The organism is Escherichia coli DSM 30083 = JCM 1649 = ATCC 11775 (genome assembly GCF_003697165.2).
GTDB classification, from domain to species: Bacteria; Pseudomonadota; Gammaproteobacteria; order Enterobacterales; family Enterobacteriaceae; genus Escherichia; species Escherichia coli.
The window spans coordinates 96765-120093 of sequence record NZ_CP033092.2; the positions used below are offsets into that span (position 1 = coordinate 96765).

Sequence of the window (23329 nt, forward strand, 5' to 3'; positions counted from 1 at the left end):
CTCATGGGGAGGGATTATTCCACGATGAACAGCGGCTTACCAGTCATCTCTTGCGGGATTTCCATACCCATCAGCGACAACATGGTCGGCGCGATGTCAGAAAGTTTGCCGCCTTCAACCGCTTTCACGTTCTTATCACCAACGTAAATCAGCGGAACTGGCAGGTTGGTGTGTGCTGTGTGTGCCTGACCCGTTGCCGGATCGCGCATCTGTTCAGCGTTACCGTGGTCAGCGGTGATCAGCAGTTGTCCACCCACGGACTCAACCGCTTTCGCGACTTCTTCCACGCAGTGATCCAGCGCTTCAACCGCTTTAACCGCCGCTTCCATCACCCCGGTGTGACCTACCATGTCGCCGTTCGGATAGTTACAGATAATGGTGTCGTATTTGCCGCTCTTGATTGCCGCAACCAGTTTTTCGGTCAGCTCTGCGGAGCTCATTTCCGGTTGCAGATCGTAGGTAGCCACTTTCGGTGAGTTGATCAGAATGCGATCTTCGCCTTTGAACGACTCTTCTACGCCACCGTTGAAGAAGAAAGTAACGTGGGCATATTTTTCGGTTTCGGAAATACGCAGCTGAGTTTTGTCGTTTTTCGCCATCCACTCGCCGAAGGTGTTAACCAGGGAAGCGGGTGGGTAAGCCACTGCGGTTTTGATGTCGGCAGCGTATTCGGTCAGCATCACGAAATCGACGTTAACCACTTTCTTACGCGCGAAGCCATCGAAATCAGCGTTCACGAAAGCACGAGTGATTTCACGCGCGCGGTCAGCACGGAAGTTCATGAAAATCAGCGCATCGCCGTCTTCCATTGCCGCATCTGGCTGACCTTCTGCACGAATAACGGTCGCTTTCACGAACTCGTCGTTTTCGTCGCGAGCATAAGCAGCCTGCAAACCGGCAACGGCGGTATCGGCCTGGAACTCACCTTGCGCCAGAGTCAGCAGGTCATAAGCTTTTTCAACGCGATCCCAACGGTTATCGCGGTCCATCGCGTAGTAACGACCAATGATGGACGCTACGCGGCCTTTACCCAGCGCGGCAAATTTCTCTTCGAATTTTTTCAGCGAGGATTCAGCACTGCGCGGCGGAGTGTCGCGACCGTCAAGGAATGCGTGTAGGTAGATTTTTTCTGCGCCGCGTTCAGCTGCCAGTTCTACCATCGCCATGATGTGATCTTCGTGGCTGTGTACACCACCTGCGGAGAGCAGACCCATAATGTGTACTGCTTTGCCTGCGTTTTTCGCTTTATCTACTGCACCAGTCAACACCGGATTAGCAAAGAAAGCGCGATCTTTGATTTCAACGTCCAGACGAGTCAGGTCCTGATACACGATGCGGCCGGCACCCAGGTTAACGTGGCCTACTTCGGAGTTGCCCATCTGACGGTCAGGCAGACCGACTTCCAAACCGGAAGCGTCGATCAGGGTATGCGGACGATTGGCCCACAGTGCATCCATTACCGGGGTTTTAGCACTAAAAATGGCGTTATCCTGCTGTTCTTCGCGATAGCCATAGCCATCCAGAATCACCAGTACCATAGGTTTTTTAGAAACCGACATTGCGACAACCTCATACTCAAGAGTCAAAATTTGCGTAATTTTACTACAGCTGAATCGATAAAATAGCCTCTGAAGATCAAAATATACGACCGCTCGCGGCAAGCAGATGCCAGATTTACGCTTTTTTTTCGTAGCGCCCCGCAAAATTGCATTCCAGTTAACGCGCTGGCTGTATTTGCCGCACTGCGCAGGTATACTCCTTTCCTGGTTTTTTTAATCACTACGTCGGGAGTTGTTACCCCCCATGCAAGAAATTATGCAATTTGTTGGCCGTCATCCCATACTGAGTATCGCCTGGATCGCGTTACTGGTGGCGGTTCTTGTGACTACGTTTAAGAGCCTGACCTCGAAAGTGAAGGTGATTACTCGTGGTGAAGCTACGCGTCTGATCAACAAAGAAGACGCTGTGGTTGTGGATTTACGTCAGCGTGATGACTTCCGTAAAGGCCATATCGCAGGTTCTATCAACCTGTTGCCGAGCGAAATCAAAGCCAACAATGTTGGTGAGCTTGAGAAGCACAAAGACAAACCGGTTATCGTGGTAGATGGTTCTGGCATGCAGTGCCAGGAGCCTGCAAACGCGCTGACGAAAGCTGGTTTTGCGCAAGTATTCGTACTGAAAGAAGGCGTCGCTGGCTGGGCTGGCGAAAACTTGCCTTTGGTGCGCGGCAAATAATTTACCTGCCGTTTTTCATGATGCAGGCCGTTAGCTGCAATTAGGCCCCCAGCGACTTATTGATATAAGCTTCTGGGGACACTCCATTTTGCTGCCGCCCTGCAACATGAAATTTCAGGGTAAAAAACAGGAGCTAATTTATGGCCAATGTTGAAATCTATACCAAAGAAACCTGCCCGTATTGCCATCGTGCAAAAGCACTGCTGAGCAGCAAGGGCGTGAGTTTTCAGGAGTTGCCGATCGATGGCAATGCCGCTAAGCGTGAAGAGATGATCAAACGCAGCGGTCGCACTACGGTTCCACAGATTTTTATTGACGCACAGCACATTGGTGGCTGTGATGACTTGTATGCATTGGATGCACGTGGTGGACTGGATCCCCTGCTGAAATAACGTGTGAACGTTGGCATTACATTGCGCAGTATTTTAAGGACAACACTTAAGGGTTTTCTACACATGTCAGAACAAAACAACACCGAAATGACTTTCCAGATCCAACGTATTTATACCAAGGATATTTCTTTCGAAGCGCCGAACGCGCCGCACGTTTTCCAGAAAGATTGGCAACCAGAAGTTAAACTTGATCTGGATACGGCATCTACTCAACTGGCAGATGACGTTTACGAAGTGGTACTGCGTGTTACCGTAACGGCCTCCCTGGGCGAAGAAACCGCGTTCCTGTGTGAAGTTCAGCAGGGCGGTATTTTCTCCATCGCGGGTATCGAAGGCACCCAGATGGCACATTGCCTGGGCGCATACTGCCCGAACATTCTGTTCCCGTATGCTCGTGAGTGCATCACCAGCATGGTATCCCGCGGTACATTCCCGCAACTGAACCTTGCGCCGGTTAACTTCGATGCGCTGTTCATGAACTATTTGCAGCAGCAGGCTGGCGAAGGTACTGAAGAACATCAGGATGCCTGATGAACCAACGTAATGCTTCAATGACTGTGATCGGTGCCGGCTCGTACGGCACCGCTCTTGCCATTACCCTGGCAAGAAATGGCCACGAGGTTGTCCTCTGGGGCCATGACCCTGAACATATCGCAACGCTTGAACGCGACCGCTGTAACGCCGCGTTTCTCCCCGATGTGCCTTTTCCCGATACGCTCCATCTTGAAAGCGATCTCGCCACTGCGCTGGCAGCCAGCCGTAATATTCTCGTCGTCGTACCCAGCCATGTCTTTGGTGAAGTGCTGCGCCAGATTAAACCGCTGATGCGTCCTGATGCGCGTCTGGTGTGGGCGACCAAAGGGCTGGAAGCAGAAACCGGACGTCTGTTACAGGACGTGGCGCGTGAGGCCTTAGGCGATCAAATTCCGCTGGCGGTTATCTCTGGCCCAACGTTTGCGAAAGAACTGGCGGCAGGTTTACCGACGGCCATTTCGCTGGCCTCGACGGACCAGACCTTTGCCGATGACCTCCAGCAATTGCTGCACTGTGGCAAAAGTTTCCGCGTTTACAGCAACCCGGATTTCATCGGTGTGCAGCTTGGCGGCGCGGTGAAAAACGTCATTGCCATTGGCGCGGGGATGTCCGACGGTATCGGTTTTGGCGCGAATGCGCGTACGGCGCTGATCACTCGTGGGCTGGCTGAGATGTCGCGTCTTGGCGCGGCGCTGGGTGCCGATCCTGCCACCTTTATGGGCATGGCGGGGCTGGGCGATCTGGTGCTTACCTGTACCGACAACCAGTCGCGTAACCGCCGTTTTGGCATGATGCTCGGTCAGGGCATGGATGTACAAAGCGCGCAGGAGAAAATTGGTCAAGTGGTGGAAGGCTACCGCAATACGAAAGAAGTCCGCGAACTGGCGCATCGCTTCGGCGTTGAAATGCCAATAACCGAGGAAATTTATCAAGTATTATATTGCGGAAAAAACGCGCGCGAGGCAGCATTGACTTTACTAGGTCGTGCACGCAAGGACGAGCGCAGCAGCCACTAAACCCAGGGAACCTTTGTTACCACTATGACCCGGCCCGCGCAGAACGGGTCGGTCATTATCTTATCGTGTGGAGTAAGCAATGTCGTGTGAAGAACTGGAAATTGTCTGGAACAATATTAAAGCTGAAGCCAGAACGCTGGCGGACTGTGAGCCAATGCTGGCCAGTTTTTACCACGCGACGCTACTCAAGCACGAAAACCTTGGCAGTGCACTGAGCTACATGCTGGCGAACAAGCTGTCATCGCCCATTATGCCGGCTATTGCTATCCGTGAAGTGGTGGAAGAAGCCTACGCCGCCGACCCGGAAATGATCGCCTCTGCGGCCTGTGATATTCAGGCGGTGCGTACCCGTGACCCGGCGGTGGATAAATACTCAACCCCGTTGCTATATCTGAAGGGTTTTCATGCTTTGCAGGCGTATCGCATCGGTCACTGGTTGTGGAATCAGGGCCGTCGCGCGCTGGCTATTTTTCTACAAAACCAGGTCTCTGTAACGTTCCAGGTTGATATACACCCGGCAGCAAAAATTGGTCGCGGTATCATGCTCGACCACGCGACAGGCATCGTCGTTGGTGAAACGGCGGTGATTGAAAACGACGTATCGATTCTGCAATCCGTTACCCTTGGCGGTACGGGTAAATCTGGCGGAGACCGTCACCCGAAAATTCGTGAAGGCGTGATGATTGGCGCAGGCGCGAAAATTCTCGGTAATATTGAAGTTGGGCGCGGCGCGAAGATTGGCGCAGGTTCCGTGGTGCTGCAACCGGTGCCGCCGCACACTACTGCCGCTGGCGTTCCGGCACGCATTGTCGGCAAGCCGGATAGCGATAAACCGTCAATGGATATGGATCAGCATTTCAACGGCATTAACCATACGTTTGAGTATGGTGATGGGATCTGACATTCTGTGATCGTGCCGGATGCGGCGTGAACGCCTTATCCGGCCTACCGCATCTTAATCTCTCAACACCGCTCCCGGATACCCCAGCTGGCGCCAGGCTTCATACACCACCACCGACACCGCATTGGACAGGTTCATGCTGCGGCTGTCCGGCACCATTGGAATACGAATTTTTTGTTCAGCGGGCAGGGCATCAAGAATGCTCGCTGGCAGGCCGCGCGTTTCCGGGCCAAACATTAGATAGTCGCCATCCTGATAGCTTACGGCGCTGTGAGCAGGCGTACCTTTCGTGGTGAGGGCAAACAGGCGCTGGGGATTTTCTGCTTCGAGAAACGCGCGATAGTCATGATGACGCGTAACGGCGGTAAACTCGTGATAGTCCAGCCCCGCGCGGCGCAGGCGCTTATCGTCCCAGGCAAATCCCATCGGTTCGATGATATGCAGACGAAAGCCGGTATTAGCGCAAAGACGGATGATGTTGCCAGTATTTGGCGGAATTTCTGGTTCGTAAAGTACGATGTTTAGCATACTGCCCCCTTAGTGCGGGGGCAGGATAGCAGATATTCGTCTAACCCTTAAGCTGCATTCCCTTTCGCCATCGGAGCCAATGCCGCCGGCAACTCTTTACCCAGCACCTGCACCAGCGAATCTTGCGTAATTTCGCTAATCGATTTCGCGCCAGTCAGCGTCATCGCCACTTTCATCTCTTTTTCGATCAGATTTAGCAGATTAGCTACACCCGCCTGGCCCGCTGTTGCCAGCGCATACAGGAAAGCGCGGCCCAGCAGTACGGTATCAGCACCGAGCGCGATCATACGCACAACGTCCAGCCCGTTACGAATCCCGCTATCTGCCAGAATGGCGATATCACCTTTCACGGCATCTGCAATAGCAGGCAGGGCACGCGCAGAAGAGAGCACGCCGTCCAACTGACGACCGCCGTGGTTAGAAACCACAATTCCGTCAGCGCCAAAGCGTACTGCATCCCGCGCATCTTCCGGATCAAGTATCCCTTTGATTACCATCGGGCCATCCCAGAAGTCGCGGATCCACTCAAGGTCTTTCCATGAGATGGACGGATCGAAGTTATTGGCCAGCCAACCGATGTAATCTTCCAGTCCGGTCGGTTTGCCGAGGTAAGCCGAGATATTACCTAAATCATGCGGACGACCGTTCAGGCCCACATCCCACGCCCATTGCGGATGCGTCACCGCCTGTAAATAGCGGCGCATTGCCGCGTTCGGGCCGCTCATCCCAGAATGCGCATCACGATAACGCGCTCCCGGTGTTGGCATATCCACGGTGAAAACCAGCGTCGAACAACCCGCGGCTTTTGCTCGCTCCAGGGCGTTACGCATAAAGCCGCGATCGCGCAGCACATAAAGCTGGAACCACATCGGACGTTTGATAGCCGGAGCCACTTCTTCAATCGGGCAAACGGAAACCGTCGAGAGAGTAAACGGAATGCCATGCGCATCTGCTGCTTTGGCAGCCTGAACTTCGCCGCGTCGCGCATACATGCCACACAAACCTACCGGACCTAGCGCCACCGGCATCGACAATTTCTCATTAAACAGCGTCGTTTCCAGGCTTAAGTCAGACATGTTTTTCAGAATACGCTGGCGCAGCGCCACTTCTGACAAATCTTCCACGTTGCGGCGCAGCGTGTATTCAGAATATGCCCCCCCATCCATATAGTGGAACAGGAACGGCGGCAGAATGCGTTGCGCTGCGGCGCGATAATCGCTGGCTGCGGAAATAATCATGCGTTTTTCTCCCTCGAATGCTCATTATGGTCACCAGGCAGGCGGGTAATACGTGCATGGCGAGCCTGATCTTCATCGAATCGTTTCATGGTGGTGTGAACAAAGCTAAGGTGCGCCATCATTGCTTTACGCGCCCCGTCAGCATCACCGGCAAAAATGGCGTCAATGACCGCCTGATGTTGTTCGGTCAGCTGTGAAAAAACCGGGGGTACCAGGTACATCCGCTGGCGGCTATGCTTCACAGAGGATTGCAGGACATCGAAGAAACCGCGCATGGTTTGCAGCAACACAATGTTATGTGAAGCTTCGGCAATCGCCAGATGAAAACGAACGTCCGCTTGTGAGGCGAGATCCGGGTCTTCACTTAGCGTTGCTTCAAAGCAAAGCTGAATCTTTTCTTTTTCGCCAGGTGTGGCGCGCATTGCTGCATGCCATGCGGTGCTGGCTTCAATGGCGTATCGGGCTTCCAGAATATCGAAACTGTAATCCGGATCATCGGCCATCAGCGTTTTCAGCGGCTGGACGATGTTTTGCTCCGACCATGTGTCATGACGCCAGCGAATAAACGTCCCGCCGCCACGTCGACTGAGCAGCACACCTTCGCTTACCAGTTTCGCCAGCGCCTCGCGCAGTGAATTTCTCGACACGCCGAGTTGCATCGCCAGTTGACGTTCAGCGGGCAACTTCATGCCCGCTTCCAGGTTTTTTTCATCAATCAGCGCCCGCACACGATCGGCAACCTCGTCTGACAGGCGTCTGGGTAAAACAATCATTAAGGAATCATCCACGTTAAGACATAGGCCTGAAGCGTGGTGATCACGCCCACCATACAGGTGAAGATCAGGCTGTGTTTGACAGTAAAGCGGAACAAATCAGACTCTTTGCCCACCAGACCTACCGCCGCACAGGCGATAGCGATAGATTGCGGAGAGATCATTTTGCCGGTGACACCACCGGTGGTGTTGGCTGCAACCAGCAACAGGTCAGAAACGCCAATTTGTTGTGCGGCGGTAGCCTGCAAAGCGGCAAACAAAGCATTAGATGACGTATCCGACCCGGTCAGGAATACCCCAAGCCAGCCGAGGAACGGCGAGAAGAAGGTGAATGCATGACCGGTGTGCGCCAGTGCCAGCGCCAGTGTTGATGACAGTCCTGAATAGTTCGAGATAAAGGCGAATGCCAGCACCATACCGATGGAGTAGATGGGCAGAGCCAGTTCTTTCAGCGTGCTGCCGAAGGTGCTGATAGCGTCAGATGGTTTCATCTTCAGCCAGACAATCGAGAGCAGGGCAGCAAACAGAATGGCGGTGCCAGTGGCAGAGAACCAGTCAAACTTAAACACGGCGGCATACGCTGTCGCTTCGCTGACCACTGGCGGCATACGGGCAACCAGTTTATCGAGGTACGGCACCGGAATGTTGATCACCCACTCATACAGCGCACCGCCTGAAGCGAACAGGGCTTTAAACGGCGGGATACTCCACAGCGTTACGGTGGCGGTCAGGAACAGGAACGGTGTCCAGGCGCGCAGCACCTGACCTGCCGTGTAACCTGTGTGAGCCAGCGTCATATCAACCTGTGACGCCCCTAAGTCACCGAAGCGGAATACGCGCACTGGTTGCCAGCGTTTGAGGAACAGTGTCAGACAGAGCAGCGATACCAGCGAAGAGATAATGTCTGGCAGTTCCGGCCCAATAAAGTTAGAGCTGAGGTATTGAGCAATGGCAAACGACCCGCCCGCAACCACGACCGCAGGCCACGTCTCTTTGATACCGCGCCAGCCGTCCATAATCGCCATGATCCAGAACAGCACGATAATGGTCATAAACGGCAGCTGACGCCCCACCATCTGACCAATCTCAAAGCTGTCGATGCCTGTTACCTGCCCGGCGACCAGAATCGGAATACCCATCGCACCAAATGCCACTGGCGCGGTGTTAACAATCAGGCACAGCCCGGCGGCGTACAGTGGTTTAAAGCCCAGACCGACCAGCAATGCGGCGGTAATTGCTACCGGTGCGCCAAAGCCTGCGGCTCCTTCAAGGAAAGCGCCGAAACAGAAACCGACGATCAGCATTTGCAGGCGCTGGTCAGGGGTTATCGAAAGAATAGACGAGCGGATGATGTCAAACTGCCCGGTTTTCACCGAGATCTTATAGACGAACACCGCTGCAATAATGATCCACGCGATGGGCCACAACCCGTAGAAGAAGCCATAAACCACCGAGGCCAGCGCGTTAGCGACCGGCATTTTATAGAACAGCAAAGCCACGGCAAGGGCGATTGCCACCGTCCATGAGGCGGCGACGTATCCTTTCAGTTTGAGCTTAATCAGCGCAAAGAAGAAAAACAGGATGGGAAGCGATGCTATCAGGCTGGAAAGCCAGATATTCCCGGCGGGATCGTAGTTTTGTTGCCAGAGATTCATTGCAGGTCTCCTGCAGTCCACACACGCCGTGTAATGAGTCTGTTGCTCATCTCCTTGTCACACGTTGTGTAAAAGTGGCACTGCCAATTGTGTTGTGTAGGGATAATGACAATGGATAGTTAACTAAATGTTATGCATTGGCAACATTGATGTGAGTTTTGATTGGGGAATTGTGAACCAGAGGTCAGATAAGCGAAGAATTGGTAGGGCCAATTCTGGGAGAGAGGTAATAAAGAAAAGGGCAATTCCCATCAGAGAATTGCCCTCAGATTGTTGATCTGGTGCGCCTTATCTTGCCGGATGCGGCGTGAACGCCTTATCCGGCCTACAGGGGAGTGCTGAATCACCCCGTAGGCCTGATAAGCGTAGCGCATCAGGCAATGTGGCGTACCCATTTGTTAATGGATCATTACCACTGAATACCGGCACCGAGCGCGGCGGAGTATTCACCCTGGCTATTGGTACTACCTTGTAATTTGTAGACCCAACGACCATTGGCGCTCACCATCGACACACCTAAAGCAACTGCCGATTCACCGTTGTAAGTACCACCACCAATAGAGGCCATGCTGGCTCCCGGCGTGTAAGCCTGCGGCAGACCGGTCATTGCCATTGCAGAAGCGATACCACCACTCAGCTTGCTTTCAGTTTTGGACAGTTTGTTATCCATCTCAACCATGCGCTGATCGGTGTATTGCTTCGTTTCCTGCACACTTTGCTTCAACTGCGCATAGTTCACTGCGTCGTTGTTGTTCACGCCAGCAGAAACGTTGCTGATGCGAGTCGTACCGCTATTGCCGCCACCGAGAGTGATGTTGCTGTAGTCGATAGAGCCATCAGCTTTGGTGTCGTAGCGCACGCCGCCTGCTTCAGAAGACTTCAGTTGTGAAACGTTAACCGCATCGGTGGCATTAACACCGGCAGCAACGTTGGTGATACGGCGCTGGTTGGTAGAAGAACCCACAGAGATCGTATTTTCTTCGTCTGCTACGGAACCCGTGCCCAGCGCGACGCTGTTATCAGCGGCAGCAATGGAACCAGAACCAATCGCAACACTGTCTTTACCCTGCGCGTTGGCGTCTGCGCCATCGGTGTTGGTCTTGAAGTACTTAGTACTACCGGTGGTTACGATATCGCCAATGCCATTTTCGATATTGGTCACGCGAGTATCCAGATTAGTGACCTGAGTGTTCAGGTTAGTAATGCTCTGGGTATTCTGGGAAACCTGCGCGTCCGTTACTTTCAACTGACCCACGTTAACCGCATCGGTATCCGCCGAACCTGCTGCGACGTTGGTGATCTGACGTTGACCGTCTTCGCTACCTACGGAGAATTCACCCACAGAGTTCTGCGGTGCATCCATGTTGTAGGCAGTGTAGTTGGTCTGTGCACCACGGGTAGTCTGAGAACCATTACCCATTGCAATGCTGTCGGCATGATTTGCGCGTGCGTTAGAACCGATAGCAATACCGTTGATCGCATCAGCCAGAACTAAAGTGTTCAGGCCGATACCAATACCCGCATTACCATTAACGATGGTTTTCGCGCCCATTGCCAGCGAGTCTTCACCGACTGCCAGTGAGTCTTCAGCCGTTGAGTTGGCGTGATAGTATTTGGTTGGTGTGGTTGCGACTGCACCAATGGCGTTCTGCAACTGGCGAACCGTAACAGCGTCATGGGCTTCAGAACCATCCGCGACGTTGATGATTTGACGATATTTACCATCATCACCGATCGACAATGCACCAAGCAGTTCGCCATCCGTGGTGTCATAACCAATCACAACACCTTCTTCCGATACGCTGGTGTTACGAGAACCTTTAACTATTACACGGCTGGAAACGGAGCTGCTACCCAGAGCGATACCCGTATCAACGCCGCTGTAGCTGCCCTGACCGATGGCCACGCTGCTATCGCCTTTGGCAAAAGAGTTATAACCCATGGCCACGCTGCTATCGCCTTTGGCAACAGTGTTATACCCCACAGCGGTAGAGCCAATACCTGCTGCGCTGGCATCGGTGAAGGTTAAACCGGTATCATTGGTACGCACATAGTTAATACCTGCACCATTTTCTTCGATGTAGGTTTCACTGGTGTTACCGGCAAGCTGGTTAATCATTTGGCTATTTTGCGTAACCAGAATATTGGTTGCGTTTAACTGGGAACCGTTAACAGCATCGGTACTGGTTGTGGAGAGATCACCAGCCGCAACGTTGGTGATTTTGCTGGCATTGCCATCATGGCTGGCGTTGTAGGCACCTGCGTCTTCATCCCACAGCAGAGCGTTATTATCGAGCGCATCCAGGGCTTCACCGACGTTGTTGTAATCGGTATTTGCAATGGTGTAAGTCGGTGCAGTGATAGTTCCGTCAGCGTTGACTTCTGCATCACCACCCAGCGCATCAGCGATGTACTTATTGGTGCTATAGAGCTGTGAGCCATTAATGGCATCGCTGCTGGTGGCAGAGACTGCACCGTTAGCGACGTTAGTGATTACACTGGCAGTTTTATCTTTCCCGTGAGCGGCGCTAAATGCACCGTTACCGCCATTGGCTGTTGTATCCCACAGCAGAGCATCATCCAGCGTGGTATCGATCGCTTCCAGCGCGTCACCGACGTTGTTGTAACTGCCGCCAGCGATGGCATAAGTCGGTGTAGTGATACTGCCGTCAGTGTTCACCACAGCATTCCCGCCCAGAGCATCGGCAATGTAGTCACTAACACCATAAAGTTGTGAACCGTTAATGGCGTCGCTGCTGGTGGACGAGACTGCACCGTTTGCAACATCAGTGATTACACTGGGAGCATTATTAATGCCGTGTTTGGCGCTGAATTTGCCTGCGGTTGCATCCCAAAGTAGGGCGTCGCCGAGTGATGTGCTAAATGATGTGTTAATGGCTGCCAGAGCATCACCGACGTTAGTGTAGTCAGTACCACCAATAGTGTAGGTTGGCCCACTTAATACACCCGTATCGCTGATATCAGCACCACCACCAAGATATGACGTAAATGAATCCGCTACGCCATAAAGTTGTGAGCCATTAATGGCATCAGTGCTGTTAGAAGATATCTTGCCAGCCAGTAAGTTGGTGATCTTGCTGGTAGCTTCGGTACCGTGCGCGGCGCTGAATGCGCCAGCCGCTTTGTTCCACAGCAGAGAATCGTCCTTAAGGTCGCCAACGGAATCCGTCAGGTTGGTGATGTTGGTGGTGTTAGTGGCGATGTTGGTGGTGTTGGTCGACACGTTATCGTTGGTGGTTTTGAGCTGGGAGCCGTTAACGGCGTCAGTGCTGCCAGCTGTCAGGTCACCGGCTTTGACATTGGTGATCTTGCTGGTGGCGTCAGTGCCGTGAGCGGCGCTGAATGCGCCAGCTGTTTTGTTCCATAGCAGGGAGTCGTCACCGAGACTGTCAACAGCGTCAGTCAGGTTGGTGATGTTGGTGGTGTTAGTGGCGATGTTGGTGGTGTTGGTCGTCACGTTGTCGTTGGTGGTTTTGAGCTGAGAGCCGTTAACGGCGTCAGTGCTGCTGGCAGTCAGGTTGCCAGCGGTGACGTTAGTGATTTTGCTGGTGGCTTCGGTGCCGTGCGCGGCACTGAATGCTGTGCCGTTCCACAACAGAGCATCCTGCTGCAGGTCATACAACTGAGAGCCGTTAACCGCATCTTTACTGGCTGCTGAAATCGTACCGTTCGCCACATCAGTGATTACGCTGGTCGTTGAGCTACCATGAACGGCGCTGTATTTGCCTTTGATTTGGTCCCATTGCAGGGTGTTTTCATCAAGTACAGTGAGCGCACTGCCAACGTTATTTTTGTTACCATTTTTTAAATTGTAGGTTGGTGCGTTAACTGTACCGTCGTCAGGGTTTACCGATGAGCCTCCTCCAAGCCTTTTGGCTATTGAGTCGCTGATGGCATAAAGCTGTGAGCCATTAATGGCGTCGTGGCTGTCAGCCTTGATCGCGCCATTTTTTACATTAACGATCTTGCGTTGTAATGAGCTACTGCCGACAGAAACGGAATTGTCTTGATCCGCAATGGAATCTGCACCTAGCGCGACAGAGTTAATACCATTGGCATTGGTATTACTACCAAGCGCAAGACTATTATCGCCAGTGACAACACTGGTCTTGCCCAGGGCAATCGAGTTTAAGCCGCTCGACAGGCTAGCATTACCCAGAGCGATAGCATCAGTGCCATTAGCCTTGTTGCCCTGACCAATAGCAATTGCGTTATCTGCCAGAGACTGGCTGCCATTACCCAACGCGATAGTATTGACTTTATCGGCAATGCTCCCGGAGCCCATCGCGATGCTATTCACCCCTTTTGCATGCGCGTTATTGCCAATAGCCGTCGCATTTTCAGCAGCTTCGCTCTCTGCACCCATAGCAATGGCGTTTGCTGCGCTGGCTACGGATAGTCTACCTAAGGCAAGGCTGTCTACGCCTGCCGCAGCACTGTTGCGGCCTACGGCAATCGCGTTAGCCGCAGATGCGGCGCTACTTACTCCCAGCGCCATAGAATATTCTTTCGAGGCATTGGCAGTGTCACCAAGAGCAATGCTCATAATTTCAGTAGCTTTAGCTGCATTTCCTAGCGCAATAGCTTTCGCGCCCGCCGCATTACTGTTACTCCCCACCGCAGTGGCGTTCAAACCAGCTGCATTGGATCTGTCCCCTTGCGCGAGCGAAAACATACCACCCGAACTTGCATATCGTCCAAGCGCTATTGAATACTCACCGAGTGAGCTTGATGATGCACCCATAGCAATACTTCGTTGACCGGTTGAAACGGCATTAACACCGAAGGCCATTGAAGAATCACCAAGTGCACTGGTAAGTGCACCAATAGCGGAACTCCAGACTCCCTGGGCGTTAGATTTATAACCGACCGCAGTACTGGCACCATTACTATCTGTATAGGCGGTTGCCTTTGCGCTTTCACCAATAGCAACCCAGCCTGTGCCTGTTCCAATACCCTGACCGTCGTCATTCCCGGCGTTTGCCCATACGCTAAAAGAAGACAGCAACCCACCCGCAACCAGTGCAGAAATTAACAGCTTACTGCGCCCGCTTTTTTTACCACGACTTTTTGCTGTTTCACTGGCAACGGTGTAACTGCCTGTCGCCGGATTCCAGATAACTTTAAATATTTTGTTCATTATTGATGCTCTCTATTCCTTGATATAAGCGCAGAAGCTGCATTTATTTTTTGTTTTTCCGCTGTGGAGATTCAGCAGGTTGAAGACGGTCGAACTGAATATTTGCCATGTTGATGGCTAATTTCAGATATTTGAGGTTGTTGGGCGAGACACCTTTTAGCGTCAAATTAATGTCTTGCCATTGACCTGGTAATAATTTCAGGGAGGAGTTCATTGAGGTACTAAATAGCAATTGCTGCCATTTTGCTAATGCGTTGATGTCGGTGGGTTTTTCTCCCCCCCATGTCGCGTAGAAACCCATATTTGATACAGGAACACTTAATAAGTTAACCAGTGAAATACGAATAACGCTGCCGTTTTCTACTGCGTCAATAGACAGTATTTTCCCTGCCAAACCAACAGAACCGTTATTTAAAATGAAGTATTGGGTTTGTGCCGGGTTAAATTCTGTAAAGACAAATTCGTCCTGTTTGTCTTTAACTGCCTTCACCACGCCAGCGAGCGTTTTGGTACTGTTTATGATGGTAATTTGTTGTTTTTCAAAGTGTTCTATCTTGCGCTTGTCGAGTTATTGTTGTTTTTCAAGCGCCTCGATTTTGCTTTTTTGTAACTCTTGCTGTGTAACGAGATCGTCGACCTTACTCGCTTTTTCAATATAGTCACACCCTACCAATAAGCAAAGTTGCAATATCATTAACACGCTTAACAGTGTTTTCTTTAGGTTCATAGGATGAATTCCTTTTCATAATCCCGATACAGTTGATAATTACGGCACAATCATTTTTTTTATGAATGATTGGAGTGGGGCATATCCGCAAAATAAATTTGTTAGAGAGTTTTTGTATTAATTGGTTGTGCGAATATTTTATTAAATGTCAAACGATTTCAGTTTGTAGCCAATAATATTAATCGCGCGGATTTTAATGATCGGTGTCAATCGATGTCAAATGTTTCACCGGATAAAGGCACAGGGCGGGGAAAGATAAATATTCAGTTGAGTGATGTTTTATTGTGGAATTTGCGAAGCTGATTGAAAAATTTAAATAATTAATTATGTTTCAAGCATTGATATGCGGAAATTCATTGTTAATATTGATACATCGTTCTTTAATTTGTACCTGATTTTCAGAATTTAGCCTGGCATGTGCGCTAAAAAGAATAGAGGAGATTGAATATATAATGTTAAGAACGTTATAAATATTCGATCTCTGAAACAGGCTCCTGCATGTGCCAGCAGGAGCGAGTAAATGGTGAGAGGCTGTGATTACAGCGACGAGAAAGGAACTTAAAACGCAGTCTTTGAGAACCCTGTCATCTCTTGCAGGCCCATTTCACGGCCCAGCGCGGTCATTGGGTGCACAACCACCAGTCCGCGAACACTTTTTTTCAGTTTGCCCATATCAGCCTGCTCTTTTTTGGTGATTGCACGCTGGAACGGCATCTTCATCAGTTTCTGCGCTTCTTTGCTGAGTTTCTGGCTGTGAACTTCGCGCAGGCGAGCAATTTCTGCTTCCAGCGTGGCTTTCTCTTTTTCCAGTTCGGCATATTTGTCTGCGGCTTCAACCAGCGATAGATCGGCCTGCTGGTGACGGATGGCGTCCAGACGATCGCTGAGACGTTTGATTTCGTTTTTTTCGACTTCTTTCATGTGATGACTTCTGATAGAGATAAATTTATAGCCTCTAGTATGCGCGACCAGGTGCTTTGTTCACAACTGATGGCATTGTAATAGTTCCAGATTGTAACCATTAATGCGTTAAAAAATCACCCAATACATTGATTAGTTAAGAAATTTAAAGAAAAAAGATAGTCAACAGAAGCAGGTGATTATTGAGGATTGAGCACGTTTTCCTTAATGTCATTTATATCGGGATCTAAACTAAAATTGGCGGCCGCGCATTCCCGGCGCGGGGTAATACGGAGATATCATCATGGGCAAATTAGGTGAAAACGTTCCGCTTCTTATCGATAAAGCCGTAGATTTCATGGCATCCAGCCAGGCGTTCCGGGAGTATCTGAAAAAACTACCTCCCCGTAACGCGATTCCGTCCGGAATACCTGATGAAAGCGTGCCGTTATATCTACAACGTCTGGAGTATTATCGTCAGCTTTATCGTCCGAAACAGGTAGAGGAGAAGTAAGCGAAAGTACTTACTTTTGAAAGGCTTTTTTTAAGCTGATTTTTGAAATCAGCTCTGTCAGTGAAAGGACCATTGTTGATCGTACAGCCTGTTGGTAACGCTGAATTTGCATTGCATACAAACTGGAGTCTGCAGGTTCAAACTGTGGCGGCGGTGGTAACGCCGCCACGCAATGCAGTTCACCAAAGGGTCCAAGGATTTCGTCGTCGGTAAAAGCGTACTCGTTGCCGTCGTGATTTAGCTCTTCACGCAATGCCATCAGCAGTTCCGCATCTTCGTATTCCTGGCGGTTAATGACGCCCAACCCGTAAATGAGTTTTAAACGCACAGAAAGATCGCCCAGCGGACCATCGCCGTCGAGTAACGGTTCTACAGCATACTTCACCGCGTAATCGTCTTTGCGGAATACCTGAAGCACCAGAAGATTTACCGCCTCGGTCAAAAGCTCGACGGCGGTGATCAGAAAGCTTCGCACGGTTTTGCCAGCATTCAGACGCTCAAGCACACGGTTTTCAAAGGCCTGGGTTTGTTCCATTGTTGCCTGCATATCTGACAATCTGTTATTCGGGCGCAGGGTATCCTGCGCCTGGTCCACCATTATTGCATTGCTTTATAAGCGGTTACCGCCTCGGATACAACCTCGCTGTTGGCATCAAGACCGGAAATCTGTGCCAGCGCGGCTTGTGGGCCTTTGTCGGCAATCAGCGCTGCCAGTTCCTGAGCCTGCGGGTCATCTTCACTGCGGAAGTGCATTGCAGCGGCAATACCTTCAATCAGGTTTTTATGTGGCAGACCATATTCCAGGGTTCCGAGCAGTGGCTTGATCAGACGGTCGCCAGCACTCAGTTTACGCAGCGGCTGACGGCCTACGCGTTCTACATCATCTTTCAGGTACGGGTTCTCGAAACGACCGAGGATTTTCTGGATGTATGCCGCATGTTTGTCAGCATCAAAGTCGTAGCGCTTGATCAGTACCGCGCCGCTTTCTTCCATTGCCCCTTTTACCACCGCGCGGATTTTCTCGTCGAGAATTGCGTCACGAATGGTCTGATGACCGGCCAGTTTTCCGAGGTACGCGGTTATAGCATGACCTGTATTCAGGGTGAAGAGTTTACGTTCGACAAATGCCATCAGATTGTCGGTTAATTCCATGCCAGGGATGTTTGGCAGCGTGCCTTTGAACTGCGTTTTATCGACAATCCATTCGCTGAAGGTTTCTACCGTCACTTCCAGCGGATCGTTAGTTGCCGAAGCCGAAGGCGGTACGATGCGGTCAACGGCGGAATCAACAAAGCCAACGTGTTCTTCTACCCACGCTTTGGCATCTTCCGGCAGGGCGTTCATCACATGGCCTTTCAGCTGCGTGGTGCCGCGGACCATGTTTTCACAGGCGATGATGTTCAGTGGGGATTCATTACCTTGTTCTTTACGTTTCACCAGCCCTTTGGCGATGGCCGGAGCAATACGTTCCAGCACGACAGGGCCAACGGCGGTAGTGACTAAATCGACCTGAGCAATCAGATCAACGACATCATCGCCAATGCTGCTGACGGCATCGACGCCAGAAACGGTATCCACCTGCTCGGTTTCGCCGACCACATGAACCTGATAGCTATGACGGGCATTCAGGGCATCAAGTACCACCTGATTTACATCGGCAAACGTCAGTTGGATACCCGCGTCCGCCAGCAGTTTACCGATAAAGCCACGACCGATATTACCTGCGCCAAAATGTAATGCTTTCATAGTATTAACCTTCATCAATGTTTTTACCCGAGAGGGCTGGGGTGAGGCTTTTCCCTCACCCAAACCCTCTCCGTGAGGAGAGGGGCTTTTTGCCGGATGCGGCGTAAACGCCTTATCCGGCCTACGTGTTTGGCACTGACCTGTAGGCCTGATAAGACGCGTCAGCGTCGCATCAGGCATTGTGTACCGACTGCCGGATGCGGCGTAAACACCTTATCCGACCGACAAAACAAATTGTGCTTTATGTTGTAGGCCTGATAAGCGAAGCGCATCAGGCAATTAGCCTCACCTTCTTCATGCGGAGAGGGTGGGAATGGATTACTTACGACCTGCCAGCAGTTCCAGCACTTCATCCACGCTGGTGGTGTGTGCCAGACGCTCGATGACAGACTCATCATCCAGTGCATTGGTCAGGCTGGTGATAACCTGAATGTGCTCGTTGTTACGGGCAGCAATACCAATCACCAGACGGGCAATGTCATCTTCTTCTTCACCGAAGCGCACGCCTTCCGGATACTGGCAGAACACCACGCCCGTTTTCAGTACGCGATCTTTCGCTTCAACCGTACCGTGTGGCACCGCGATAGACTCACCCAGATAAGTCGGGGTCAGTTTTTCACGATCCAACATCGCCTGAACGTATTCCGGCTCAACGTAACCGCCTTTCACCAGCTGCTCGCCAGCAAAACGAATCGCTTCTTCTTTGGTGGCCGCTTTGCGACCGAGGAAGATGTTCTCCGCGCCCAGTTTGAACAGATTAGCACTGGAATCGTCAAAGCTGTCTTTCAGACTGTCTTTCACTTTCACTTCGTTTTCAGTATGGCGCTGGGCAGCAACCAGACGTTCGGTCAGGCTGGTGTACAGGCCGCTGTCGAGGAAGTTGGTCAGCGAAATATGCTGTGCCTGCGGAACCTGGCGCATAGCGCGTTCGGTCAGGTCACGGTGAGTGATGACCAGGTCCACATCTGGCGGCAGGTTGTTGATCGCGCTGTTAGTGACCGAAATCTGCGACAGACCTGCATCCTGAATTTTCTTACGCAGCACGCCTGCGCCCATCGCACTGGAACCCATACCGGCATCACAGGCAACGATGATTTTACGTACGTGGCTCAGGTCGTTAGTCACATCGCCCGCAGACAGTGGAGACGCGCCTTTAGACTCAGCTTTCATGTCCTGCATACGACGAGTTGCTGCTTCAATATCATCTTCTTCTTTCACTTTGCTGGTTTTCAGCAGAATGGCAGAGACAACGAAGGAGACAGCCATCGCCGCACACACACCCGCGATGTTAGCGAAGTATGCACCTTTTGGTGTCATCGCCAGTACAGCAAGGATAGAACCCGGAGATGCCGGAGAAACCAGCCCACCGCCCAGGATAGTCAGCGTAAACACGCCAGTCATACCACCGAGGATAACGGCCAGAATCAGACGCGGATTCATCAGCACATACGGGAAGTAGATTTCGTGGATACCGCCCAGGAAGTGGATGATTGCCGCACCGCCCGCAGACTGTTTAGCGCTACCACGACCAAAGAACATGTACGCCAGCAGCACGCCCATACCCGGACCTGGGTTAGCTTCAATCAGGAAGAAGATGGATTTACCCAGTTCATGGGACTGCTGAATACCCAGCGGCGAGAAGATACCGTGGTTAATGGCGTTGTTGAGGAACAGGATTTTCGCCGGTTCAACAAAGATAGACGCCAGCGGCAGCATGTCATGGACAACCATGAAGTTAACGCCCGCCGCCAGCATTTTAGACAGGGCTTCAACAACCGGGCCAATGCCGAGAAATGCCAGAATAGCGAGGATCATCCCGATGATGCCTGCGGAGAAGTTATTCACCAGCATTTCAAAACCGGATTTGATCTTACCGTCTACCCAGCGGTCGAAGTGCTTAATGCACCAGCCGCCCAGCGGACCTGCAATCATAGAGCCGAGGAACATCGGCATATCTGCGCCGACGATAACGCCCATGGTGGTGATGGCACCGACTACGCCGCCACGTTCGCCGCCTACCAGCTTACCACCGGTATAACCGATCAGCAGCGGCAGGAGATAAGTGATCATCGGCCCGACCAGCTTCGCCAGCGTTTCGTTCGGTAACCACCCTGTTGGAATAAATAACGCGGTGATGATACCCCACGCGATAAACGCGCCGATATTTGGCATCACCATGTTGCTGAGGAAACGACCAAAGCTTTGCACTTTGATCTTAATATCGGATGACATAAAAACACCCCTTCTTATGTTTGCTGTCGCGCAGGCTGGAAGCCCGAGGTTTTTTGTTAATGTGGCGGCAGAGGTAGCCGGACCTTGTAGATACTGCGAAATCTGGCACTGAATCGGTTAACTGTCCAGTCGGCGGCCTTTTGTGTGATATCAGTCACATAAATGTAGGGGGTAGAGAGGTAATTGACGTGATGTTCATCACAAAATGCTTGTGTAAAAAAGCAACAAGGCGGCGATTTTCGCTAAAAATGGCATTTAAATGTGAGTTATGTCACATTTTTATTTTGATGGTTTGTTGAATCTTTGTGATCTGAATCACAAGATATTTTCTTACGGCGTTCACCTGATGTGATCTACAGCATGTTATGCCTTCGTCATAAAATCGTTATGTAACTAAGCAACTCATCACCTCTTAAATTATTCTTTGGTGTTATGGCGAGAATCGCGAACCCGGATTATTGTCAAAATATCAGCCTGACTCCCTTCTGGCTGCCAGCCAAAAAACAACACTGATAAACGTGAATCCGAGGCAGATATGTTTCTAAACTATTTCGCGTTGGGAGTGCTGATCTTCGTCTTTCTGGTGATTTTTTATGGAATCATCGCGATACATGACATCCCTTATCTGATTGCCAAAAAGCGCAACCATCCCCATGCCGACGCTATTCATACGGCGGGCTGGGTAAGCCTGTTTACCCTGCATGTTATCTGGCCGTTCCTGTGGATCTGGGCGACGCTCTATCAACCGGAGCGCGGCTGGGGCATGCAGTCGCATGTTACGCCGCAAGAGAAAACGACTGACGCGGAAATCGCCGCACTTTCTGACCGGATTTCCCGGCTGGAGCACCAACTCGCCGCCGAGAAAAAGACTGACTATTCCACGTTTCCGGAGATCTAATTATGGATCTATTGATTGTTTTAACTTACGTGGCGCTGGCGTGGGCGGTCTTTAAAATCTTCCGCATTCCGGTGAATCAGTGGACGCTGGCGACGGCGGCGCTGGGAGGCGTGTTTCTGGTGAGTGGTTTGATTTTGTTGATGAACTACAACCACCCTTACACTTTTACCGCGCAAAAGGCAGTGATAGCGATCCCCATCACGCCACAGGTGACGGGAATTGTTACTGAAGTCACCGACAAAAATAATCAGCTTATTCAGAAGGGCGAGGTGCTTTTTAAGCTCGACCCGGTTCGTTACCAGGCGCGAGTTGACAGGCTTCAGGCAGACCTGATGACGGCGACGCATAATATAAAGACGCTGCGCGCGCAGCTCACTGAAGCGCAGGCCAACACCACCCAGGTTTCAGCGGAGCGCGACCGTCTGTTTAAAAATTATCAACGTTATCTGAAAGGCAGCCAGGCGGCGGTGAATCCGTTCTCGGAACGTGACATCGACGATGCGCGGCAAAATTTCCTCGCGCAGGATGCGCTGGTGAAAGGCTCGGTGGCGGAGCAGGCGCAGATCCAGAGCCAGCTCGACAGTATGGTTAACGGCGAGCAATCGCAGATTGTGAGCTTAAGAGCGCAACTTACTGAAGCAAAATATAACCTTGAGCAGACTGTCATTCGCGCACCGAGCAATGGCTACGTCACTCAGGTACTGATCCGCCCAGGTACATACGCAGCTGCCTTGCCGCTGCGTCCGGTGATGGTCTTCATCCCCGAGCAAAAACGGCAAATTGTCGCCCAATTTCGGCAAAACTCGCTGTTACGTCTGAAACCCGGCGATGATGCGGAAGTGGTGTTTAACGCGCTACCTGGGCAGGTGTTTCACGGCAAACTGACCAGTATTTTACCTGTCGTGCCAGGCGGTTCTTATCAGGCGCAGGGGGTATTGCAATCATTAACGGTCGTGCCCGGCACGGACGGTGTGCTGGGAACCATTGAACTGGACCCTAACGCTGATATCGATGCCTTACCCGACGGCATCTACGCCCAGGTGGCAGTTTACTCCGACCATTTCAGCCATGTTTCGGTGATGCGGAAAGTGCTGCTAAGAATGACCAGTTGGATGCATTATCTTTATTTGGATCATTGAGACTTGTATCACCTGTGTTTTGCGCGAGCCTGAGCCATACTGATATTTTTCCTCGCACAAAGGACTCGGCATGAAACTCGTCGGTAGCTACACCAGCCCGTTTGTACGCAAACTTTCTATTCTGTTGTTAGAAAAGGGCATAACGTTCGAATTTATTAATGAACTGCCCTATAACGCGGATAACGGCGTGGCGCAATTTAACCCGTTAGGAAAAGTGCCGGTGCTGGTGACCGAAGAGGGCGAATGCTGGTTTGATTCGCCGATCATCGCTGAATATATTGAATTAATGAATGTTGCTCCGGCGATGTTGCCGCGTGATCCGCTGGAGTCGTTGCGGGTGCGCAAAATTGAGGCGCTGGCGGATGGCATTATGGATGCCGGGCTGGTATCGGTGCGTGAACAGGCGCGTCCGGCGGCGCAGCAGTCTGAAGATGAATTGTTACGTCAGCGTGAGAAAATCAACCGCAGTCTGGATGTGCTGGAAGGATATCTGGTCGATGGCACACTCAAAACCGATACGGTCAATCTGGCGACTATCGCCATTGCCTGTGCCGTCGGATATCTCAATTTCCGCCGCGTTGCGCCAGGCTGGTGTGTCGACCGCCCACACTTAGTCAAACTGGTCGAAAACCTGTTTAGCCGCGAAAGTTTTGCTCGCACCGAACCGCCAAAGGCTTGATGCGCGATATGTCCTCCTGACCCATCTCACGTTACAATCCGTGGTTATGTTAAACGCCCTT

Annotated in this window: 19 protein-coding genes and 1 pseudogene; 9 read left to right on the plus strand and 11 right to left on the minus strand. The window is 51.5% G+C overall.

Annotated elements, in window-relative coordinates:
* Nucleotides 1–14 precede the first annotated feature (14 nt).
* Nucleotides 15–1559, minus strand: coding sequence for a 2,3-bisphosphoglycerate-independent phosphoglycerate mutase (gene gpmM / locus EAS44_RS01270; RefSeq protein WP_000116566.1), 1545 nt, complete (start codon nt 1557–1559; stop codon nt 15–17).
* 244 nt (nt 1560–1803) lie between these two features.
* On the opposite strand from gpmM, the gene yibN reads away from it, so the two are divergent.
* The 5 genes from yibN (at nt 1804) to cysE (ending at nt 5078) form a co-directional block, all read left to right on the plus strand.
* Nucleotides 1804–2235 (plus strand): rhodanese-like domain-containing protein, encoded by a 432-nt coding sequence (gene yibN, locus EAS44_RS01280; protein ID WP_001156181.1) that lies wholly within the window; start codon nt 1804–1806, stop codon nt 2233–2235.
* 140 nt (nt 2236–2375) lie between these two features.
* Nucleotides 2376–2627 (plus strand): glutaredoxin 3, encoded by a 252-nt coding sequence (grxC, locus tag EAS44_RS01285; protein WP_000024392.1) that lies wholly within the window; start codon nt 2376–2378, stop codon nt 2625–2627.
* Nucleotides 2628–2690: 63 nt separating this feature from the next.
* On the plus strand, nt 2691–3158 hold the full coding sequence (gene secB / locus EAS44_RS01290; RefSeq protein WP_000003382.1) for a protein-export chaperone SecB: 468 nt from the start codon (nt 2691–2693) through the stop codon (nt 3156–3158).
* On the plus strand, nt 3158–4177 hold the full coding sequence (gpsA, locus tag EAS44_RS01295; RefSeq protein WP_001076194.1) for an NAD(P)H-dependent glycerol-3-phosphate dehydrogenase: 1020 nt from the start codon (nt 3158–3160) through the stop codon (nt 4175–4177). The genes secB and gpsA overlap by 1 nt, the downstream gene beginning before the upstream one ends.
* A 79-nt stretch (nt 4178–4256) precedes the next feature.
* A complete protein-coding gene (gene cysE, locus EAS44_RS01300) occupies nt 4257–5078 on the plus strand; it encodes a serine O-acetyltransferase (protein ID WP_001277561.1) in 822 nt (273 codons plus the stop codon).
* Nucleotides 5079–5132: 54 nt separating this feature from the next.
* Here the strand turns inward: cysE and trmL are convergent, their stop codons facing one another.
* The 7 genes and pseudogenes from trmL to yibL form a co-directional block, all read right to left on the minus strand.
* Entirely contained in the window at nt 5133–5606 is a 474-nt protein-coding gene (trmL, locus tag EAS44_RS01305; RefSeq protein WP_000932347.1) for a tRNA (uridine(34)/cytosine(34)/5-carboxymethylaminomethyluridine(34)-2'-O)-methyltransferase TrmL, read from the minus strand.
* 47 nt (nt 5607–5653) lie between these two features.
* Nucleotides 5654–6844 carry a quinone-dependent L-lactate dehydrogenase gene (lldD, locus tag EAS44_RS01310; RefSeq protein WP_000586970.1) on the minus strand — a complete coding sequence of 397 codons (1191 nt, stop codon included), beginning with the start codon at nt 6842–6844 and terminating at the stop codon, nt 5654–5656.
* The gene (gene lldR, locus EAS44_RS01315; protein WP_001304974.1) at nt 6841–7617 is read right to left on the minus strand and encodes a transcriptional regulator LldR; all 777 of its coding nucleotides are present in this window, start codon (nt 7615–7617) and stop codon (nt 6841–6843) included. The genes lldD and lldR overlap by 4 nt, the downstream gene beginning before the upstream one ends.
* Complete coding sequence (lldP, locus tag EAS44_RS01320; RefSeq protein WP_001297977.1) at nt 7617–9272, minus strand: L-lactate permease; 1656 nt, start codon at nt 9270–9272, stop codon at nt 7617–7619. The genes lldR and lldP overlap by 1 nt, the downstream gene beginning before the upstream one ends.
* Before the next feature lie 409 nt (nt 9273–9681).
* A complete protein-coding gene (locus EAS44_RS01325; RefSeq protein WP_001033298.1) occupies nt 9682–14433 on the minus strand; it encodes a YadA-like family protein in 4752 nt (1583 codons plus the stop codon).
* 43 nt (nt 14434–14476) lie between these two features.
* Nucleotides 14477–15160: pseudogene (locus tag EAS44_RS01330) on the minus strand (hypothetical protein).
* Between the two features lie 558 nt (nt 15161–15718).
* Nucleotides 15719–16081 (minus strand): YibL family ribosome-associated protein, encoded by a 363-nt coding sequence (gene yibL / locus EAS44_RS01335; protein ID WP_000665680.1) that lies wholly within the window; start codon nt 16079–16081, stop codon nt 15719–15721.
* A 283-nt stretch (nt 16082–16364) separates the two neighbouring features.
* On the opposite strand from yibL, the gene yibT reads away from it, so the two are divergent.
* The gene (gene yibT / locus EAS44_RS01340; RefSeq protein WP_000517097.1) at nt 16365–16574 is read left to right on the plus strand and encodes a protein YibT; all 210 of its coding nucleotides are present in this window, start codon (nt 16365–16367) and stop codon (nt 16572–16574) included.
* Between the two features lie 10 nt (nt 16575–16584).
* Here the strand turns inward: yibT and mtlR are convergent, their stop codons facing one another.
* The 3 genes from mtlR to mtlA form a co-directional block, all read right to left on the minus strand.
* Nucleotides 16585–17172: a mannitol operon repressor MtlR gene (mtlR, locus tag EAS44_RS01345; protein WP_000228269.1), complete on the minus strand. Its 588-nt coding sequence runs from the start codon at nt 17170–17172 to the stop codon at nt 16585–16587.
* Complete coding sequence (mtlD, locus tag EAS44_RS01350) at nt 17172–18320, minus strand: mannitol-1-phosphate 5-dehydrogenase (RefSeq protein ID WP_001363068.1); 1149 nt, start codon at nt 18318–18320, stop codon at nt 17172–17174. Before mtlD ends, mtlR begins: the two co-directional genes overlap by 1 nt.
* A 318-nt stretch (nt 18321–18638) precedes the next feature.
* Nucleotides 18639–20552: a PTS mannitol transporter subunit IICBA gene (gene mtlA / locus EAS44_RS01355; RefSeq protein ID WP_000093273.1), complete on the minus strand. Its 1914-nt coding sequence runs from the start codon at nt 20550–20552 to the stop codon at nt 18639–18641.
* Between the two features lie 535 nt (nt 20553–21087).
* Between mtlA and yibI the strand changes: the two genes are divergently transcribed.
* The 3 genes from yibI (at nt 21088) to yibF (ending at nt 23268) form a co-directional block, all read left to right on the plus strand.
* Nucleotides 21088–21450, plus strand: coding sequence for a DUF3302 domain-containing protein (yibI, locus tag EAS44_RS01360; protein ID WP_000479632.1), 363 nt, complete (start codon nt 21088–21090; stop codon nt 21448–21450).
* Nucleotides 21451–21452: 2 nt separating this feature from the next.
* Complete coding sequence (gene yibH / locus EAS44_RS01365) at nt 21453–22589, plus strand: HlyD family secretion protein (RefSeq protein ID WP_000364934.1); 1137 nt, start codon at nt 21453–21455, stop codon at nt 22587–22589.
* Nucleotides 22590–22659: 70 nt separating this feature from the next.
* Complete coding sequence (gene yibF / locus EAS44_RS01370) at nt 22660–23268, plus strand: glutathione S-transferase (RefSeq protein WP_000779792.1); 609 nt, start codon at nt 22660–22662, stop codon at nt 23266–23268.
* Nucleotides 23269–23329 lie beyond the last annotated feature (61 nt).

Excerpts from the sequence above, each read along its gene's own strand:
- mtlR (WP_000228269.1), bottom strand. The coding sequence starts at position 17,172 with ATGGTGGACCAGGCGCAGGATACCCTGCGCCCGAATAACAGATTGTCA.
- yibI (WP_000479632.1), top strand. The coding sequence starts at position 21,088 with ATGTTTCTAAACTATTTCGCGTTGGGAGTGCTGATCTTCGTCTTTCTG.
- mtlD (WP_001363068.1), bottom strand. The coding sequence starts at position 18,320 with ATGAAAGCATTACATTTTGGCGCAGGTAATATCGGTCGTGGCTTTATC.
- lldD (WP_000586970.1), bottom strand. The coding sequence starts at position 6,844 with ATGATTATTTCCGCAGCCAGCGATTATCGCGCCGCAGCGCAACGCATT.
- EAS44_RS01325 (WP_001033298.1), bottom strand. The coding sequence starts at position 14,433 with ATGAACAAAATATTTAAAGTTATCTGGAATCCGGCGACAGGCAGTTAC.
- gpsA (WP_001076194.1), top strand. The coding sequence starts at position 3,158 with ATGAACCAACGTAATGCTTCAATGACTGTGATCGGTGCCGGCTCGTAC.
- cysE (WP_001277561.1), top strand. The coding sequence starts at position 4,257 with ATGTCGTGTGAAGAACTGGAAATTGTCTGGAACAATATTAAAGCTGAA.
- yibT (WP_000517097.1), top strand. The coding sequence starts at position 16,365 with ATGGGCAAATTAGGTGAAAACGTTCCGCTTCTTATCGATAAAGCCGTA.
- trmL (WP_000932347.1), bottom strand. The coding sequence starts at position 5,606 with ATGCTAAACATCGTACTTTACGAACCAGAAATTCCGCCAAATACTGGC.
- yibL (WP_000665680.1), bottom strand. The coding sequence starts at position 16,081 with ATGAAAGAAGTCGAAAAAAACGAAATCAAACGTCTCAGCGATCGTCTG.
- mtlA (WP_000093273.1), bottom strand. The coding sequence starts at position 20,552 with ATGTCATCCGATATTAAGATCAAAGTGCAAAGCTTTGGTCGTTTCCTC.
- gpmM (WP_000116566.1), bottom strand. The coding sequence starts at position 1,559 with ATGTCGGTTTCTAAAAAACCTATGGTACTGGTGATTCTGGATGGCTAT.
- secB (WP_000003382.1), top strand. The coding sequence starts at position 2,691 with ATGTCAGAACAAAACAACACCGAAATGACTTTCCAGATCCAACGTATT.
- yibN (WP_001156181.1), top strand. The coding sequence starts at position 1,804 with ATGCAAGAAATTATGCAATTTGTTGGCCGTCATCCCATACTGAGTATC.
- lldR (WP_001304974.1), bottom strand. The coding sequence starts at position 7,617 with ATGATTGTTTTACCCAGACGCCTGTCAGACGAGGTTGCCGATCGTGTG.
- grxC (WP_000024392.1), top strand. The coding sequence starts at position 2,376 with ATGGCCAATGTTGAAATCTATACCAAAGAAACCTGCCCGTATTGCCAT.
- yibH (WP_000364934.1), top strand. The coding sequence starts at position 21,453 with ATGGATCTATTGATTGTTTTAACTTACGTGGCGCTGGCGTGGGCGGTC.
- lldP (WP_001297977.1), bottom strand. The coding sequence starts at position 9,272 with ATGAATCTCTGGCAACAAAACTACGATCCCGCCGGGAATATCTGGCTT.
- yibF (WP_000779792.1), top strand. The coding sequence starts at position 22,660 with ATGAAACTCGTCGGTAGCTACACCAGCCCGTTTGTACGCAAACTTTCT.